This window comes from Rhodanobacter sp. B04 (genome assembly GCF_002001125.1).
Lineage (GTDB): Bacteria > Pseudomonadota > Gammaproteobacteria > Xanthomonadales > Rhodanobacteraceae > Rhodanobacter.
In genome coordinates this window covers 24,518-38,304 of sequence record NZ_MUNV01000007.1, presented here as the reverse complement: position 1 = coordinate 38,304, position 13,787 = coordinate 24,518, and the positions used below count along the sequence as shown (strand labels likewise).

The 13,787-nt window shown below is 64.0% G+C and carries 16 protein-coding genes; 9 read left to right on the top strand and 7 right to left on the bottom strand.

Features of this window, described 5'->3' with window-relative positions; genetic code table 11:
• Window positions 1-46 precede the first annotated feature (46 nt).
• Window positions 47-541: a hypothetical protein gene (locus B0E46_RS04870; RefSeq protein WP_077554663.1), complete on the top strand. Its 495-nt coding sequence runs from the start codon at window positions 47-49 to the stop codon at window positions 539-541.
• A 34-nt stretch (window positions 542-575) separates the two neighbouring features.
• On the opposite strand, the gene B0E46_RS04865 is transcribed toward B0E46_RS04870, so the two are convergent.
• From B0E46_RS04865 to B0E46_RS04855, 3 genes are all read right to left on the bottom strand, one after another.
• Window positions 576-1,376 carry a siderophore-interacting protein gene (locus B0E46_RS04865; RefSeq protein ID WP_077554662.1) on the bottom strand — a complete coding sequence of 267 codons (801 nt, stop codon included), beginning with the start codon at window positions 1,374-1,376 and terminating at the stop codon, window positions 576-578.
• A gap of 178 nt (window positions 1,377-1,554) precedes the next feature.
• Window positions 1,555-2,220, bottom strand: a complete 666-nt coding sequence (locus B0E46_RS04860) for a PadR family transcriptional regulator (RefSeq protein ID WP_077554661.1) — start codon at window positions 2,218-2,220, stop codon at window positions 1,555-1,557.
• A gap of 202 nt (window positions 2,221-2,422) precedes the next feature.
• Window positions 2,423-3,193 carry a TIGR00266 family protein gene (locus B0E46_RS04855; RefSeq protein ID WP_077554660.1) on the bottom strand — a complete coding sequence of 257 codons (771 nt, stop codon included), beginning with the start codon at window positions 3,191-3,193 and terminating at the stop codon, window positions 2,423-2,425.
• Between the two features lie 529 nt (window positions 3,194-3,722).
• Here B0E46_RS04855 and B0E46_RS04850 point away from each other — a divergent pair.
• The gene (locus tag B0E46_RS04850; RefSeq protein WP_077554659.1) at window positions 3,723-4,283 is read left to right on the top strand and encodes a hypothetical protein; all 561 of its coding nucleotides are present in this window, start codon (window positions 3,723-3,725) and stop codon (window positions 4,281-4,283) included.
• Window positions 4,284-4,300: 17 nt separating this feature from the next.
• Here the strand turns inward: B0E46_RS04850 and B0E46_RS04845 are convergent, their stop codons facing one another.
• From B0E46_RS04845 to B0E46_RS04835, 3 genes are all read right to left on the bottom strand, one after another.
• Window positions 4,301-5,101: an SDR family oxidoreductase gene (locus B0E46_RS04845; protein WP_077554658.1), complete on the bottom strand. Its 801-nt coding sequence runs from the start codon at window positions 5,099-5,101 to the stop codon at window positions 4,301-4,303.
• A gap of 122 nt (window positions 5,102-5,223) precedes the next feature.
• A complete protein-coding gene (locus B0E46_RS04840; RefSeq protein ID WP_077554657.1) occupies window positions 5,224-5,598 on the bottom strand; it encodes a DUF5329 family protein in 375 nt (124 codons plus the stop codon).
• Between the two features lie 105 nt (window positions 5,599-5,703).
• Window positions 5,704-7,251 (bottom strand): phospholipase D family protein, encoded by a 1,548-nt coding sequence (locus B0E46_RS04835; protein ID WP_077554656.1) that lies wholly within the window; start codon window positions 7,249-7,251, stop codon window positions 5,704-5,706.
• A gap of 364 nt (window positions 7,252-7,615) precedes the next feature.
• Between B0E46_RS04835 and B0E46_RS04830 the strand changes: the two genes are divergently transcribed.
• From B0E46_RS04830 to B0E46_RS04820, 3 genes are all read left to right on the top strand, one after another.
• Window positions 7,616-7,804 carry a CsbD family protein gene (locus tag B0E46_RS04830; RefSeq protein WP_077554655.1) on the top strand — a complete coding sequence of 63 codons (189 nt, stop codon included), beginning with the start codon at window positions 7,616-7,618 and terminating at the stop codon, window positions 7,802-7,804.
• Window positions 7,805-7,976: 172 nt separating this feature from the next.
• Window positions 7,977-8,903 (top strand): ABC transporter ATP-binding protein, encoded by a 927-nt coding sequence (locus tag B0E46_RS04825; RefSeq protein WP_077554653.1) that lies wholly within the window; start codon window positions 7,977-7,979, stop codon window positions 8,901-8,903.
• Complete coding sequence (locus B0E46_RS04820; RefSeq protein WP_077554651.1) at window positions 8,900-9,661, top strand: ABC transporter permease; 762 nt, start codon at window positions 8,900-8,902, stop codon at window positions 9,659-9,661. The genes B0E46_RS04825 and B0E46_RS04820 overlap by 4 nt, the downstream gene beginning before the upstream one ends.
• A gap of 11 nt (window positions 9,662-9,672) precedes the next feature.
• Here the strand turns inward: B0E46_RS04820 and B0E46_RS04815 are convergent, their stop codons facing one another.
• The gene (locus B0E46_RS04815) at window positions 9,673-10,362 is read right to left on the bottom strand and encodes a methyltransferase (RefSeq protein ID WP_077554649.1); all 690 of its coding nucleotides are present in this window, start codon (window positions 10,360-10,362) and stop codon (window positions 9,673-9,675) included.
• A gap of 219 nt (window positions 10,363-10,581) precedes the next feature.
• Between B0E46_RS04815 and B0E46_RS04810 the strand changes: the two genes are divergently transcribed.
• The 4 genes from B0E46_RS04810 to B0E46_RS04795 all read left to right on the top strand — a co-directional run bounded on the left by B0E46_RS04810 (window position 10,582) and on the right by B0E46_RS04795 (window position 13,759).
• The gene (locus B0E46_RS04810) at window positions 10,582-11,436 is read left to right on the top strand and encodes a DUF3014 domain-containing protein (RefSeq protein WP_077554972.1); all 855 of its coding nucleotides are present in this window, start codon (window positions 10,582-10,584) and stop codon (window positions 11,434-11,436) included.
• Between the two features lie 166 nt (window positions 11,437-11,602).
• On the top strand, window positions 11,603-12,217 hold the full coding sequence (gene thpR / locus B0E46_RS04805; RefSeq protein ID WP_077554647.1) for an RNA 2',3'-cyclic phosphodiesterase: 615 nt from the start codon (window positions 11,603-11,605) through the stop codon (window positions 12,215-12,217).
• 209 nt (window positions 12,218-12,426) lie between these two features.
• A complete protein-coding gene (locus B0E46_RS04800; protein WP_077554645.1) occupies window positions 12,427-13,248 on the top strand; it encodes an SAM-dependent methyltransferase in 822 nt (273 codons plus the stop codon).
• A gap of 217 nt (window positions 13,249-13,465) precedes the next feature.
• The gene (locus B0E46_RS04795; RefSeq protein WP_077554643.1) at window positions 13,466-13,759 is read left to right on the top strand and encodes a hypothetical protein; all 294 of its coding nucleotides are present in this window, start codon (window positions 13,466-13,468) and stop codon (window positions 13,757-13,759) included.
• The last annotated feature ends 28 nt before the right edge of the window (window positions 13,760-13,787 follow it).

Below are 13,787 nucleotides of genomic sequence, written 5' to 3'. Positions count from 1 at the left end.
CGTCAGCCAATCTGTGGGGGGATTACCCCTGCTGCGAGGCGTGCCCATGAATCGTCGTTTGCAAACCCTTTCGCGCCTGGGCGCCGTCGTGCTGCTTGCATTCACCGGTGCGAATGCAACAGCGAAGGAACGCTACACACCGGCCGAGCGTGAAGTACTGGGCGTGGTCGACGCCTTGTTCAACGCGATGGCGAAACACGATGTGGGCGCGTCGCGCAAGCTCATCCTGTCCGGTGCAGGATTCATGGCGGTAAACCCCGACGGTACGGCGCAGATGAAGCGTGACACCGATTACCTGGATTCGCTGGCGCAGCACAAGGAGGCCTTCCACGAACGCATCTGGAACCCGAAGGTGCTGGTGCAAGGCGGCATCGCGCAGGTATGGGCGCCGTATGACTTCCATCGCGACGGCAAATTCTCCCATTGCGGGATCGACAGCTTCAGCCTGGTTCGGAGCGGCAAGGACTGGCAGGTGGCGAGTGTCAGCTATACCGTGCAGAAACTGGGCTGTGCACCGAGTCCGCTGGACAAGTCAAGGTAGCGATCATCGGCGCGGACGTTGCCCAGATGCGGACTCAATCATCTTCGCCATCCTCATCCGCACCGGCTTTCCAGTATCCCTTGGCTTTCATCCAGTCCTTCGGTATGCCACGTTCCTGGCCGAGCCAAAGGCGCATGTTGCGGGCACGGCGCGATTCGGTCGCGATCCAGTAGAAGGTGTCGCCGGCGGGTATGCGCAGTTCGCGCAACGCCTGTTCCAGCAAGTCGCTGCTGTCGCCGGCAGCGGCGTTGCGTTCCAGCCAGGTGACCTTGGCATGCGCGCGTGAGCGCCAGGATTGGCGATCGTCCGCATGTGGAATTTCCGCCAGTACCTCGACGCGGGTGCCTGCGGGCATTTCTTCGAGCCGGCGGCCGATCGCGGGCAGGGCGGTTTCGTCGCCGATCAGCACATACGCGTCGAAATCGTCGGCGATGATGCTGGAGCCACGTGGTCCGCCTGCGCCGATCCGTTGACCCGGCGTGGCCTGTGCCGCCCAGTTCGAAGCGGGACCCTCGCCATGCAGTACGAAGTCTACGGTCAGTTCGTTGAGTTCGCTTTCGTAGTAGCGCGGCGTGTAGTCGCGCATCGGCGAGTATTCGCGGCCCGGTGGGTAGGTCGGGCCGTTCGGCCCCATCACCGGCGTAACGATTTCGCCGCGGCTGTTCGGGAAAAAGAGTTTCACGTGGTCGTCGGGCGCAGCAGTGGCAAAGCCGTGCAGGTCGCTGCCGCCGAAGACGACACGCTGCATGTGCGGGGTCAGGCGTTCGACGCGCAGTACGTCCAGGTTGCGGAACACTACGGTGTGTCGAACCATCTGGTGGGCATGGGATGTCATCGGCATGGTTTCCGGGAAATGGTCAGGTGCCGGCTACGGGCGCTGCGTGATCCGCGCATGGAGCGGAATGCGCGCGTTGGCGATGGCTGTTCTGCAGGCAGTCATGCCGTGCTGCCAAGCGAATCGGCAGCTGGGACGTGGTCATGTCATGCAACGGCCTGCGGCCGGGCCGGTCGCTTCAGTCACGGTGTTCGGCGGTGGCGATGGCCGTGGCGGCGCGCTCCAGTATCTCGGCCACGCGCTGCGCCTCGGCCTTGCTCCATTCGCTGCCGCGCATCAGCAGCGCATGCTTGAGTGCGTGCATCGCCTTGCGCACGTTCATGGGGGCCGCCATTTTCGCGGCCATCCTGGCGCTGTGCTCGGTGCGGGCAGTGACCGCCTCGACCGCGTCGCGGTTCTCGTCCAGATAGGCACGACCCGCAGCCGTGATCGCGTACAGCTTGCGACCGCCCTGTTCGTTGGTGACCTCGGCGTGGCCGAGTTCTTCCAGCATGGTCAGGGTGGGATAGATCGCGCCGGGGCTTGGCGAGTACTGGCCGTGGAACATGTCCTCGATGATGCGGATCAGTTCGTAGCCGTGGCGTGGTTGCTGCTCGATCAATGCCAGCAGCAGCAGCTTCAGATCGCCGTGACCGAACATGCGGCCACCGCCGCCGCGCCGCCCGCCGCCGCGCATTTCGTTCCAGTCGGCAAAGAAATCGCCGCCGCCGTGGCGGCCGCCGAACGGGCCGCGTCCGGCATGGTGTTCGTGATGCCCGCGATGGCCAAGGTCTTCGCCGTTGCCGAACGCGTGACCGCGATGATGGTGATGGAATGCGTTGAACAGGATCTGGCGCATGCGCATGACGTAATCCGATATATCGTAGAGGTAGCTTGAAGATATATCGTAAGCATATCGAAATCAATACATGACCTAGCCAGGCAGGCCACTTGGAAGCGGGCAGGAAATGAGCGCATGGCGCCAAGGCGGCCAGCAACAGGCGCCGCCGCCGCTCGCGGTCGCAGGCATGCTGCTGCGGCCACGCCATCCGGGAACGCTGTCCAGGCTAGTTGTTGTCGCCGCTCAACATCGAGCCCACGATGCCGCCCAGCAGGCCGCCGCCGACGCCAGCGGACGCCGCCTGGCCGCCGCCACGTGGCATGTATTCGGCGAGCTGGTGGGCCAGCCGCGAGATGGGCAAGGTCTGCAGCCACACTGTGCCAGGGCCGGTGAGCGCGGCCAGGAAGATGCCATCACCGCCAAAGATCGCGTTCTTGATGCCTGGAACCGTGGTGATCTGGAACCCGACGGAAGCCTGGAACGCACCGACATGGCCGGGGTGAACCCGCAAGGTCTCGCCAGGCGCCAGATTCTTCTGGATGAGTTCGCCGGAAAGCTCCAGCCACGCCGTACCCGAACCGCCGATCTTCTGCAGCAGGAAACCGTCGCCGCCGAAGATGCCGGCGCCCAGCGACTGCTGGAACCCGACGCCAATGGTGACCTGTGGGGTGGCACAGAGGAAACCGTGGCGGTGCACCATATATTCGCTGTTGGGCGCCACCGGTACCGGCACGATGTGCCCAGGCACCTTGGTGGCAAAGGCCACCTCGCCCGGGAATTGCACGGCGCGGTACTCCGTCATGAAGAAACTGCCGCCACCGACGACCCGCTTGAACATGCCGAACAGGCCGCCGCCACCGCCCATCTGGGTATGCGTGGTCATCTGGACGGAGGCGGTCATCCACGAAAGTTCGCCGCTTTCTGCAAACACGCTCTCGTTGGGGTCAAGCTGCACTTCGAGCACGGGCATGGTCGTGCCCTGGATACGAGTCTGCATGGCGGATCCTCCTGGTGGTGGGCAGTGCACCCGCCCGGACATGGGCCGTCCGGGCAGGCAACGAATTCTTGGATGAGGAATCCGTGGATCTTACGCTTCCGGATGCGGGTCGGTGGTTCCGAATTCGATGGCGGCGCGGAACCGCGATCCTCGCGAAAGCCGCTTGGCGCCAGGGTCGGCATGCCCTTGCAACAAAGCTGCCATCGGGTCCGTGGCATCACGCCCCTGGCTGCTCCGGGTTGATTGCACTGGCCGGCGACGGCGGCCAGACCGGCGGCCCCGATTGCCAGCACGGGCTCCAGCTACGTATGCTGCATCACGTTGCCGGGGTGAATTCGACGAAGTTTGAGGCTGCAGCCGTTGGCACGCAGCAGGGGGCTTGACGGCTGCGGGGAGCAGCGACGCAAGCAGATATTTCCCCGCGGTACCCGGGTTTGGTGGTTGCGTGATCTTTCAGGGTTGCGTCGATGCGGGGCGTGCACCGCGTATCGTCACAGCGCTTCGTTATGAACAGGCCACTGGGGGTTGCATGAAGCAGGAACGTGGTTCGATTTCGCTGCGTACGCTGGTTGGCGTTGCGACGATATGTGTGGGTCTGATGGTGCTGATCGTGCGTCACAGCACGGCGCAAGGGGGCGCGGCCGACCAGCTGACTGCGCAGACGGTGGCCGGACCGGCGATCGAAACCTCCGCGCCACCGGTTGCCGACGCGGCTGCAACGCCGGCGGTGGCAGTCGACACGCATGCTCTTGAGGCTGCCAGGCAGGCGCGACGCGCCCACGATGCCGCGCAGATTGCGCCGCTGCTCGACCAGTGGTCGGTTGCCGACAACAAGGCCTTGGCAACGCCACCGGAAGGCCTGCAATCGCGGATCGAGGAGCTGCAGGAGATCCGCCAGCGCTTTGCCCAGCTGCCGGTGACCGAGGCATGTGCGGTACGGGCCCAGCATGTCGACGGCGATGCGATGGATGCGCACATCACCTACTTCATCGCGGTCATGGATCATTGGCCGACCGTGCCGGAACGTCGCCAGAAGGCCGAGCAGGCGGAAAGCGCAGCCAAGGCCGCCAGCGCGGGTTGCAACGTCTAGGGTACGGCGCTGACCGGTTACGCGTATTGCATTTTCACCGTCATGCCACCGTCGACCACAAAGTGCTGCCCGGTGACGAAGCCGGATTGATGTGAGAGCAGATAGACGGCCAGTGCGCCGATATCCTGAGGCATGCCGACGCGGCCGACAGGGTGCTGTGTCTGGTCCCGTCGGCCAAGTCCGGGGGCGCGGCGCATGCCGGGTTTGCGCCAGGCATCGGTGGCGATCCAGCCGGGCAGGATCGCATTGACCCGCACGTGTGGCCCCGCACTGATCGCCATGGCATGGGTAAGTGCCAGCAATCCGCCCTTGCTGGCCGCATACGCTTCACTGCCGGGTTCGGATTGCAGCGCGCGGGTGGAGGCGATATTGACGATCGCGCCATCTGCACCGGCCAGGGCTGGCAATGCCTGCCGGCTGCACAGGAAGGCGCCGGTGAGATTGCTGGCCAGGTAACGGTTCCAGCTGGCGAGCGAGAGGCCGGCCGGATCGCCACTGTGCGGATCGGCGATGCCTGCATTGTTCACCAGCCCATCGATGCGACCGTAACGTTTGAGTGCGGCGTCGACCCAGCGCCGAACACTCGCTTCGCGCGAAACGTCCAGGCGCAGGAATGCGGCGCGGTGCGCCACGCCCCATTCGGCAAGGCACGCGCGCCCGGCTTCTGCATCGAGATCGCCGATCATCACCGTGCCACCGGCGCCCAGTGCCGCCTGTGCGATGCCGCGCCCGATGCCTTGTGCGCCGCCGGTGATCAGCACCACGCGATCGCGCAACGGTTGGGCGTCATGCTCGGTGATGGCGGGGGTGCTGGTCATGCGGGCGAACCTTGGGGTGGCGAGGCGCTGTGTCGCCTTGCTGGTTGCAGTCGTGCCGGCTGGTGACGAAGTCGGTCGACGTTACCGTAGCATCGGATGATGCGGCAACAAACACGGTGAATTCAGCGTGTGTCGCTGCCGGTTCGTAGCTCGTATTCGGTGAGCTTGCCGCGCAGAAAGGTGGCCGAATCGATGCTGTGGCCGTCGTGGAAGCGGATGCTGTATTTGATGCCGGACATCGACGAGCCGGTTGCGCAATAGATGATGAAGTCTTTCGCGGTCTTCACGCGGCTGCCGTAATAGCGGAGTTTCAGACGCATGTGGTCGGCGGCGTGTGCCGCATCGTAGGCGATGCCGTTGCGGATGAATGTCGCATCCTTCAGGTTTGCCACGGCATCGATGAGATAGGCGATCTTCTGCTGCTCGACATCCTGCTGGCCGAACGCCGGCGCCGCCAGCAGGGCGAACAGCATCCACGTCGCGATCAACCTGTTCATGCCTTCACTCCGGAGCGGGCGGCCATGCGCCGAAAGAGGGTGTTGCTTGGTGGTCGCGGGCTGCAGGTGGTCGGGTCCACGGCCCTGGCGGGTGGCCGGCGCCGGTCAAAGCATGCCCTCGATCGGCATGAGCTTGAGCATGTCCACTTCGAGCCGGCGCTTCATGCTCGCCTCGGGGTCGTGGTGGTAAATCACCGGCTTGCCATCGTCGCTGGCCTGCCATTGCATCTGTGCGCCAGGCGCCGTCAGCACGACGTGGTAAGCCGAGGCCGGCAGGATCGCGGTGTCGAAAAACTGCGTCACCGCCTCTGCCAGTTGCGGACAATCGACAATGATGCCCATTTCGGTGTTGAGCAGTTTCGAGCGCTGGTCCATGTTCATCGAGCCGATGAATACCAGCTCGTGGTCCACCACGATCGCCTTGGCATGCAGGCTGACGCCGGAGGAGGCGCCCTTCGCGGTTGCCGGCTGCTCCACGCCGGTGGCGGGGCGCAGTTCGTAAAGTTGCACGCCACCTTCGAGCAGGGTGCGTCGATAGCGCGAATATCCCGCATGCACGGCGGCTTCATCGGTGGAGGCAAGCGAGTTGGTCAGCACCTTCACCGCGATCCCGTGCGTGACGAGGCCGGTGAGGTACTGCGTGCCGCTGTCGCCGGGAACGAAGTAGGGCGAGATCAGCAACACGTCCTGCTGTGCCTGGTCGATCATCGACTTGATCTGCGGGCCGATCCGCAGTGAACGCTCGTCCCTGGCGTCGGCGGCATCGATCTTTGCCGGCTGGTCGGCGACCAGGGTGGCGGAGCCCCAGAACCACGCGCCGGGGCGGTCGGCGGACGGACCGTTCGGCAGCTGATCCAGTGTCGCCTGGGCATAGTCCGACTGCGCGAACGCGCGTGCGTCGTGTGCCAAGTCCACCCGCAATTTTGCGAGGTTGTAGTGGCTGGCGTGCTTGCCGTGAAAGGCGGTTACCGGAATGGCGGCATCGCAGTTCCAGTATTCGTCGAACGCGCGCGAGGCATCCTTTACCACCGGCCCGATCGCGATCAGATCGAGGTCGCGGAAATTGGTGTCGTTGCCGGCGTCGAAATAGGCGTCGCCGATATTGCGGCCACCGATGATCGCCACGTTGCCGTCCACGATGAACGATTTGTTGTGCATGCGGCGGTTGAGCCGGTGCGCATCGAGCAGGAATTGCGTGGTCTTGGACAGCATCGACGGATCGCGCGTATGGAACGGGTTGAACAGGCGAACCTTGATGTTCGGATGCGCATTGAGCGCATTGAGCATGTCGATCTCGTCGTGCACATTGATGTCGTCGAGCAGCAGGCGTATGCGCACGCCCCGATCCGCCGCCGCCAGCAGGTGCTGCGCGACCAGTCGGCCGGTCGCGTCGTTGTCGAAGATGTAGTACTGCAGATCGATGGAATGCCGGGCGTGGTCGGCCAGCGCAACGCGGCTCATCAGCGCGTTGTTGCTGAGCGTGAGCAAGCGAAAGCCGGACTGGTCGGGATGCTGGCCCACCACGGCGTGGATATAGCGTCCGCTTGGCGTGCCGGTGGCCGGTGGCAAGGCCTTCGAAGGCCGCTTGACGAAGTCGCTGCGCATCGACGAACACGCGCCGAGCAGCAGCACGACGATCGCCAGTACAGTCATGATGCCGGTATGTCGCCGCACATGTCTCATTCACCTACCCCGCTCGAACCGTAGTCCAGACCTGCCGTCGTGTGCCGCGTACATCGGTCGAAGGATGTGCATGCGCCAAACGCTGGCCCGTCGGCTGGATACGGATACGGGCGTGAAGACAATGTGTGCCCGATGATGTGAACGTGGTGCGAGATGCAATCCCGTTCGATGTAAGTGCAACATCCGGGCTTGTGCGTGATGACCGCATCACATGGCTGAACGCCAGCCCCAGCACAACAAGCTTCCAACAGCATGGTCACGGGCTGTCGACCGGATGGCTTCTAGCCTGGGCCTGTCTGCAATGCCGCAGGCCTTATCTCCCGGAGAGCAACTCATGGATCGCAATCGCGTCGAAGGTACCAAGCACGAGGTCAAGGGCACGGTCAAGGAAATAGTCGGCAAGGTAACCGGCAACAAGGCGAAGGAAGTCGCCGGCAAGCTGGAAAAGAACGTCGGCAAGATCCAGAAGGAAGTGGGCAAGGCGGCTGACGAACAGCGCGACGCGAACAAGCACCGGCATTGAGCGAGCGTTAGTCGTTGCAAGGATCGGGTGGGCGCGCTGCTCCGGCGGCGCGCCCGTCTGCTTGTCCGGATGGCGGGTTTGTCATGCGCCGGAAACCGTCGACGGGCTGGCTCTGCACAAGCGCCCGGCATACCATCGACGCTCCCCTCGCCGCGATCTCCAAGGACACTGCGTGCAGCCGATCATCTCTGTCAGGCAACTCAGCAAGAGCTACGCCTCCGGGTTCCAGGCGCTCAAGCAGATCAATCTGGATATCCAGCAAGGCGAGATATTCGCGTTGCTGGGCCCGAACGGGGCTGGCAAGACCAGCTTGATCAGCATCATCTGCGGCATCGTCAACCCGAGCGAGGGCAGCGTGCTGGCCGATGGTCACGACGTGGTGCGCGACTACCGCGCGGCGCGCGCGAAGATCGGCCTGGTGCCGCAGGAACTGACCACCGATGCGTTCGAGACAGTATGGAATACGGTCAGCTTCAGCCGCGGGCTGTTCGGCAAGTCACCCAACCCGGCGCACATCCAGAAGGTGCTGAAGGAACTGTCGCTGTGGAACAAGAAGGACAGCAAGATCCTCACCCTGTCCGGCGGCATGAAACGCCGCGTGATGATCGCCAAGGCACTCTCGCACGAGCCGCAGATCCTGTTCCTGGACGAACCTACCGCGGGCGTCGACGTGGAACTGCGGCGCGACATGTGGACGATGGTGCGTGCGCTGCGCGCCACCGGCGTCACCATCATCCTGACCACGCATTACATCGAGGAGGCCGAGGAAATGGCCGACCGCATCGGGGTGATCCACAAGGGCGAGCTGATCCTGGTCGAGGACAAGGCAGAACTGATGAACAAACTCGGCAGGAAGCAACTGACCCTGCTTCTGCAGACGCCGCTGGCCGGCATCCCGGCGGCTCTGTCCGATTGCCCGCTGGAGCTGTCGGCCGACGGCAAGGCGCTGGTCTACACCTTCGATGCGCAGGGCGAGCACACCGGCATCGACGTGCTGTTGCGCCGGCTCGGCGAAGCCGGTATCGACTTCAAGGATCTGCAGACCCGGCAGAGTTCGCTGGAGGACATCTTCGTCAGCCTGGTGAGGGATCGCGCATGAACATCCACGCCATCCGTGCGATCTACCGCTTCGAGATGTCGCGCACCCGGCGCACGCTGCTGCAGAGTGTGGTGTCCCCGGTCATCTCCACCTCGCTGTATTTCGTGGTGTTCGGCGCCGCGATCGGCTCGCGCATGACCGCGATCAACGGAGTCAGCTACGGCGCCTTCATCGTGCCGGGTTTGATCATGCTGTCGCTGCTGACGCAGAGCATCTCCAATGCGTCGTTCGGCATCTACTTTCCGAAGTTCGTCGGCACGATCTACGAGATCCTGTCGGCGCCGGTGTCCTCGACCGAGATCGTCGCCGGTTATGTCGGCGCGGCGGCGAGCAAGTCGATCATCCTTGGCCTGATCATCCTGGCCACCGCGCGGCTGTTCGTCTCGTTCCATATAGAGCATCCGCTGTGGATGCTGGCCTTCCTGGTGCTTACTGCGCTGACCTTCAGCCTGTTTGGTTTCATCATCGGCATCTGGGCGGACAACTTCGAGAAGCTGCAGCTGGTGCCGCTGCTGGTGGTGACGCCGCTGACCTTCCTCGGCGGCAGCTTCTACTCGATCCACATGCTGCCGCCGTTCTGGCAGAAGGTCACCCTGTTCAATCCGGTGGTGTACCTGATCAGCGGCTTTCGCTGGAGCTTCTACGGTGCCTCCGACGTCGGCGTGGAGATCAGCATGGGCATGACCCTGGTGTTTCTCGGGCTTTGCCTGGCCATCGTGTGGTGGATCTTCCGCACGGGCTATCGCTTGAAGGCCTGAATCGTGGCCGCTTACTGCGGTCCGGTCGGAACGCCGTCGGCCATCACGTCACCGCGCCGATAGCTCAGCAGCCGGCCACGGAACGGCGCGATGTCGCGTGCATCGAAACGGCTGCGCAGTTCGACGACCGTATAGCCCTGTCCGGCGAGTGCGCGGGAAAACGGGGCGCTGTTGCCGCGGCCGGGATCGGTGATCAACACCTCGGCATCGGGCAGGGCATGGCGCAGCACGATCGCTGCCAGCAGGCCGGCGTGCCCGCTCTCGTACAGGATGTCGCTGCCGATGATCAGGTCGAAACGCCCCAGCGTTGCATCGGGCACCTCCCAGCGCAGGTCGCGGTAGGTGATGGCCAGCAGCCGGTTTTGCGCAGTGTTGTGACGCAGGAACGATGCCGCCAGCGGATGGTGGTCGCTGGCGGTGATGTCGGCCTTGCGCTGCTGCAGCACCAGGCTGGACAGGCCCAGTCCGCAGCCAAGCTCGAGAATGCGCTTGCCAACGATATCGTGCGTGCACATCGCCTCGGCCAGCACGCGGCCGGCTGGCCACACCTGGCCGAACAGACTCCATTGCGCGGACGAGATGCCGATGCGGTCGGCGTGCAGATGCGGGTCGGCAAACTGCTGCAGGTCGCTCAGTGCGCGGATGCGATAGTCGCGGCCGCCAAGGCAGACCGTGAGTTCGCGAGTGGCATAGCCCGGCATGGGCGCTCCCGTGTGGGCTTCGACCGGATAACCGGCATGAGGCGAAGGATGGGAGTGCGGTGACGATGATCGTCAGGGCGCCGAGAGCAGCATGAGCATGGCCATCGTACGCCATGGCCGCTTTGGCGTGGTGCGTGCCTTGCGCCGGTCATGCGCGGGATGAACGAATCGGATGCGAGCAAGTCAAAGCCGATACTGAATCGTCGGGCGGAACAGATCGTGAGCAAAGACACGTCCCCGGGAAGCTGGATCGGCGCCGTGATCGTGGTGCTGGCTGTCGTCGCGGCGGGTGCGTACCTGGCACGCAAGGCGGTGCATCCCGGTGCGCAGGAGTCGGCAGACGTGCCTTCCATCCCTGCATCGGCGCCTGCGCCGGCCCGCGCGGCGACATCATCCATCCGGTATCCGATTGCACCGACAGGCGCCCCTGCTGGCGCATCGACCGCACCCTTGCCGGCACTGGACGACAGCGATGCCAGCGTGGTGGCGGCGCTCGCGGCGCTGGCCGGCAGCGGCGACTTGCGCTCGTTGCTGCTGCCGCAGCAGGTCGTCACGCGCATCGTGGCGACCATCGACGCCTTGCCGCGGCATGCACTGGGCACGTTGATGCTGCCGCTGCGCACGCCCAGGGGCGCGTTGGCCACGGCGGAGGTCGATGGCCAGGCCGTGATCAGCGGGCAGAACAGCTTGCGCTATGCACCGTACATGCAGATCGTGGACGGAATCGATCCGCAGGCGCTGGTTGCCTGGTACGTGCATGCCTATCCGCTGTTCCAGCAGGCATATCGGCAACTGGGGTATCCGCAGGGTTACTTCAACGACCGGCTGATCGTGGTGATCGACGACCTGCTGGCCGCGCCCGAGCTGGACCATCCGGCGGCGCTGATACAGTCCGGGCCGTTCTACGTGTATGCCGATCCGTCGCTGGAATCGCTGTCCGCCGGGCAGCGATTGCTGTTTCGCGTGGGCCCCGCCAACGAGGCGAAGATCAAGGCGAAACTGCGCGTGATCCGTGCGCTGCTGACGGCCCAGGCGCCGCCTGCCGTACCGGTATCCGCGGATACGGCGGAATAAACGCCTTCACGAAAACCGCAGGGTGGGGTTACGACAACTCGTCCCATCTCCAACGACATACTCGGGTCATGGCGGCGGCACCCATGCGACATGGCTGGCCATCGACTCACGGGGAATGACGCAATGGGGTCGCTGTTCAACCCGCTGGACGTGCTACATAGCATCCATGGCCATTCGACAAACCCTGCCCGAAACCCACCAGCCCGACCTTCTCGGCGGCATCGCCTCCACCGAAGTACACCGGCTGTTCTTCGCGCTGCTGCCCGACGCCACCACCCGCGAGCGACTGGCGGCCGTCGTCGCCGCGCTCAGGGCCGCACGCCCCAGTCTGCGCGCACGCTGGATCCACCCGGACCGCTATCACGCCACCCTGCATTACCTGGGTGATCACGCTGCGCTGCGGCCAGGCCTGTTCGATGGCGTGGTGGCCGCGGCCGAGAATGTGCGTGCGATACCGTTCACCTGGACACTGGATAGCGCCACCAGCTTCCGTGGTCGCGAACCGCCGTGCGTGCTGCAGGGCATGGAGACTTGCGCGCCGCTGCAGCAACTGTGGCAGGCGCTGGGAAAAACGCTGGCACTGGCGGTGCAAGGCGTGCGGCTCGAACGCAACTTTACCCCGCATGTCACGCTGGCCTACAGCCGGGGCACGATGCTGCCGGAGCTGGTCGTCGAGCCCGTGACGTGGCCGGTGACGGAGTTTGCGCTGATCCATCACGTGGTCGGGCAAGGCGCCTATCAGATACTCGGACGCTGGCCACTGATGGCCAGCCAGCCGTAGACAGCGGGGCAGGCAATGCTTGCCCCGGTCTTGCTTTCCCGGATACCTTCATCGAAGCGATGCCATGTGGGGCGCGGGCGCAATACCGTAAAGCCGCGAGGCAGGGGAATTCATCACGCTGACTCGATGACCCGGATGGTTTTCCGGTCAACGACACGCACGTGCGGCGAGACACTTCGACTACAGATCAGCGACGAGCAAGCAAACGAATGAATGCAGCAAGTTCCACCGGCAGCCTGGTCTGCGTCGGCCTCGGCATGACGCTGGGCTCCCACCTTGGCCCGTTGGCGCGCAGCCATATCGAACAGTCCGACGTGGTATTTGCGGGGCTTTCCGACGGTATCGTGGAGTTGTGGTTGCAGAGGATGCATCCGGACGTGCGCAGCCTGCAGCCTTACTACCACGAAGGTACGTCGCGCTTGCAGACTTATCGACAGATGGTGGAAGCCATCCTCACCGAGGTGCGCGCGGGCAAGAAGGTATGCGGGGTGTTCTACGGCCATCCCGGTGTGTTCGCCTGGGCGCCGCACAAGTCGATCGAGGTGGCCCGCAGCGAGGGCTATCCGGCGCACATGGAGCCGGGCATTTCTGCCGAGGATTGCCTGTATGCGGATCTCGGCATCGACCCAGGTCGCTTCGGCTGCCAGCACTACGAGGCAAGCCAGCTGCTGTTCTATCAACGCCGCATCGACCCGACCGCCTATCTGGTGCTATGGCAGGTAGGCCTGGTCGGCGATCAGTCGCTGGCACGCTTCTCCACCGGCGCGGCCTACCGCCAGCTGCTGGTCGAGGTGCTGGCACGCGACTATCCGCTGGAACATGAGCTGATCATCTATCGCACGGCGACGCTGCCGATCCAGCAGGCACGGATCGAACAGGTGGCGCTGGGCGCGCTGCCGCAGGCGGATATCGGCATGGCCGATACTGTGGTGGTCCCGCCAGCGCGAGCTATGCGGGTGGACCACGAGATGAGGGCGAGGCTGGATGTGCTGGACCGCGCGATGGCGGATGCCGTCCGCGAGGTCGGATAACACATCTGACGAAGAGTTTGGGTAGGCTGCCACTGCAGACGCGATAAAGACAACGTGCTTTCCCGCCTTTGTGGGGTTGCGAAGGGGCGAAAACCAGTGTGGGAGAATCGGCCAGGCTACCGGTTCGACAGGGGCATCGAGTTGTTTTGCAAACATTCCGGATCGCTGTGCGGAGCATGCGGTCTGGTCTCGACAACCGACATAAGGGAATCATCAAATGTTCGACGTCATCGATTTTCTTGAAAGTGTCGGCCAGGACGCACAGTGGCGTCATGCCGACACAGAGGCGCTGGCGGCCGCATTGGCAGGAGCGCAGATTGATCCGGAGTTGCAGTTGGCGATCCTTGCCAGGGATGAGCATGGGTTGCAGGCGTTGCTGGGACAGGATCCTTTCTGCTGCTTGATCAACCCTGCCAAGCCAGACGAGGAACAGGAGGAGTGTGACGGCAGCTGCAAGGAAGGTGAGGAGGAGAAAGACAAGGAGAAGGACAAAAGAAGGGATGGAGATTAAAAACCAGGTTTCACGACTTGCCGTTCCT

What these genes read in the sequence shown, in the direction of transcription:
- B0E46_RS04845 (WP_077554658.1), bottom strand. Translation starts at nt 5,101, where the DNA reads ATGACCAGCACCCCCGCCATCACCGAGCATGACGCCCAACCGTTGCGC.
- B0E46_RS04865 (WP_077554662.1), bottom strand. Translation starts at nt 1,376, where the DNA reads ATGACATCCCATGCCCACCAGATGGTTCGACACACCGTAGTGTTCCGC.
- thpR (WP_077554647.1), top strand. Translation starts at nt 11,603, where the DNA reads ATGGCCATTCGACAAACCCTGCCCGAAACCCACCAGCCCGACCTTCTC.
- B0E46_RS04820 (WP_077554651.1), top strand. Translation starts at nt 8,900, where the DNA reads ATGAACATCCACGCCATCCGTGCGATCTACCGCTTCGAGATGTCGCGC.
- B0E46_RS04830 (WP_077554655.1), top strand. Translation starts at nt 7,616, where the DNA reads ATGGATCGCAATCGCGTCGAAGGTACCAAGCACGAGGTCAAGGGCACG.
- B0E46_RS04850 (WP_077554659.1), top strand. Translation starts at nt 3,723, where the DNA reads ATGAAGCAGGAACGTGGTTCGATTTCGCTGCGTACGCTGGTTGGCGTT.
- B0E46_RS04795 (WP_077554643.1), top strand. Translation starts at nt 13,466, where the DNA reads ATGTTCGACGTCATCGATTTTCTTGAAAGTGTCGGCCAGGACGCACAG.
- B0E46_RS04815 (WP_077554649.1), bottom strand. Translation starts at nt 10,362, where the DNA reads ATGCCGGGCTATGCCACTCGCGAACTCACGGTCTGCCTTGGCGGCCGC.
- B0E46_RS04800 (WP_077554645.1), top strand. Translation starts at nt 12,427, where the DNA reads ATGAATGCAGCAAGTTCCACCGGCAGCCTGGTCTGCGTCGGCCTCGGC.
- B0E46_RS04860 (WP_077554661.1), bottom strand. Translation starts at nt 2,220, where the DNA reads ATGCGCATGCGCCAGATCCTGTTCAACGCATTCCATCACCATCATCGC.
- B0E46_RS04870 (WP_077554663.1), top strand. Translation starts at nt 47, where the DNA reads ATGAATCGTCGTTTGCAAACCCTTTCGCGCCTGGGCGCCGTCGTGCTG.
- B0E46_RS04835 (WP_077554656.1), bottom strand. Translation starts at nt 7,251, where the DNA reads ATGACTGTACTGGCGATCGTCGTGCTGCTGCTCGGCGCGTGTTCGTCG.
- B0E46_RS04855 (WP_077554660.1), bottom strand. Translation starts at nt 3,193, where the DNA reads ATGCAGACTCGTATCCAGGGCACGACCATGCCCGTGCTCGAAGTGCAG.
- B0E46_RS04840 (WP_077554657.1), bottom strand. Translation starts at nt 5,598, where the DNA reads ATGAACAGGTTGATCGCGACGTGGATGCTGTTCGCCCTGCTGGCGGCG.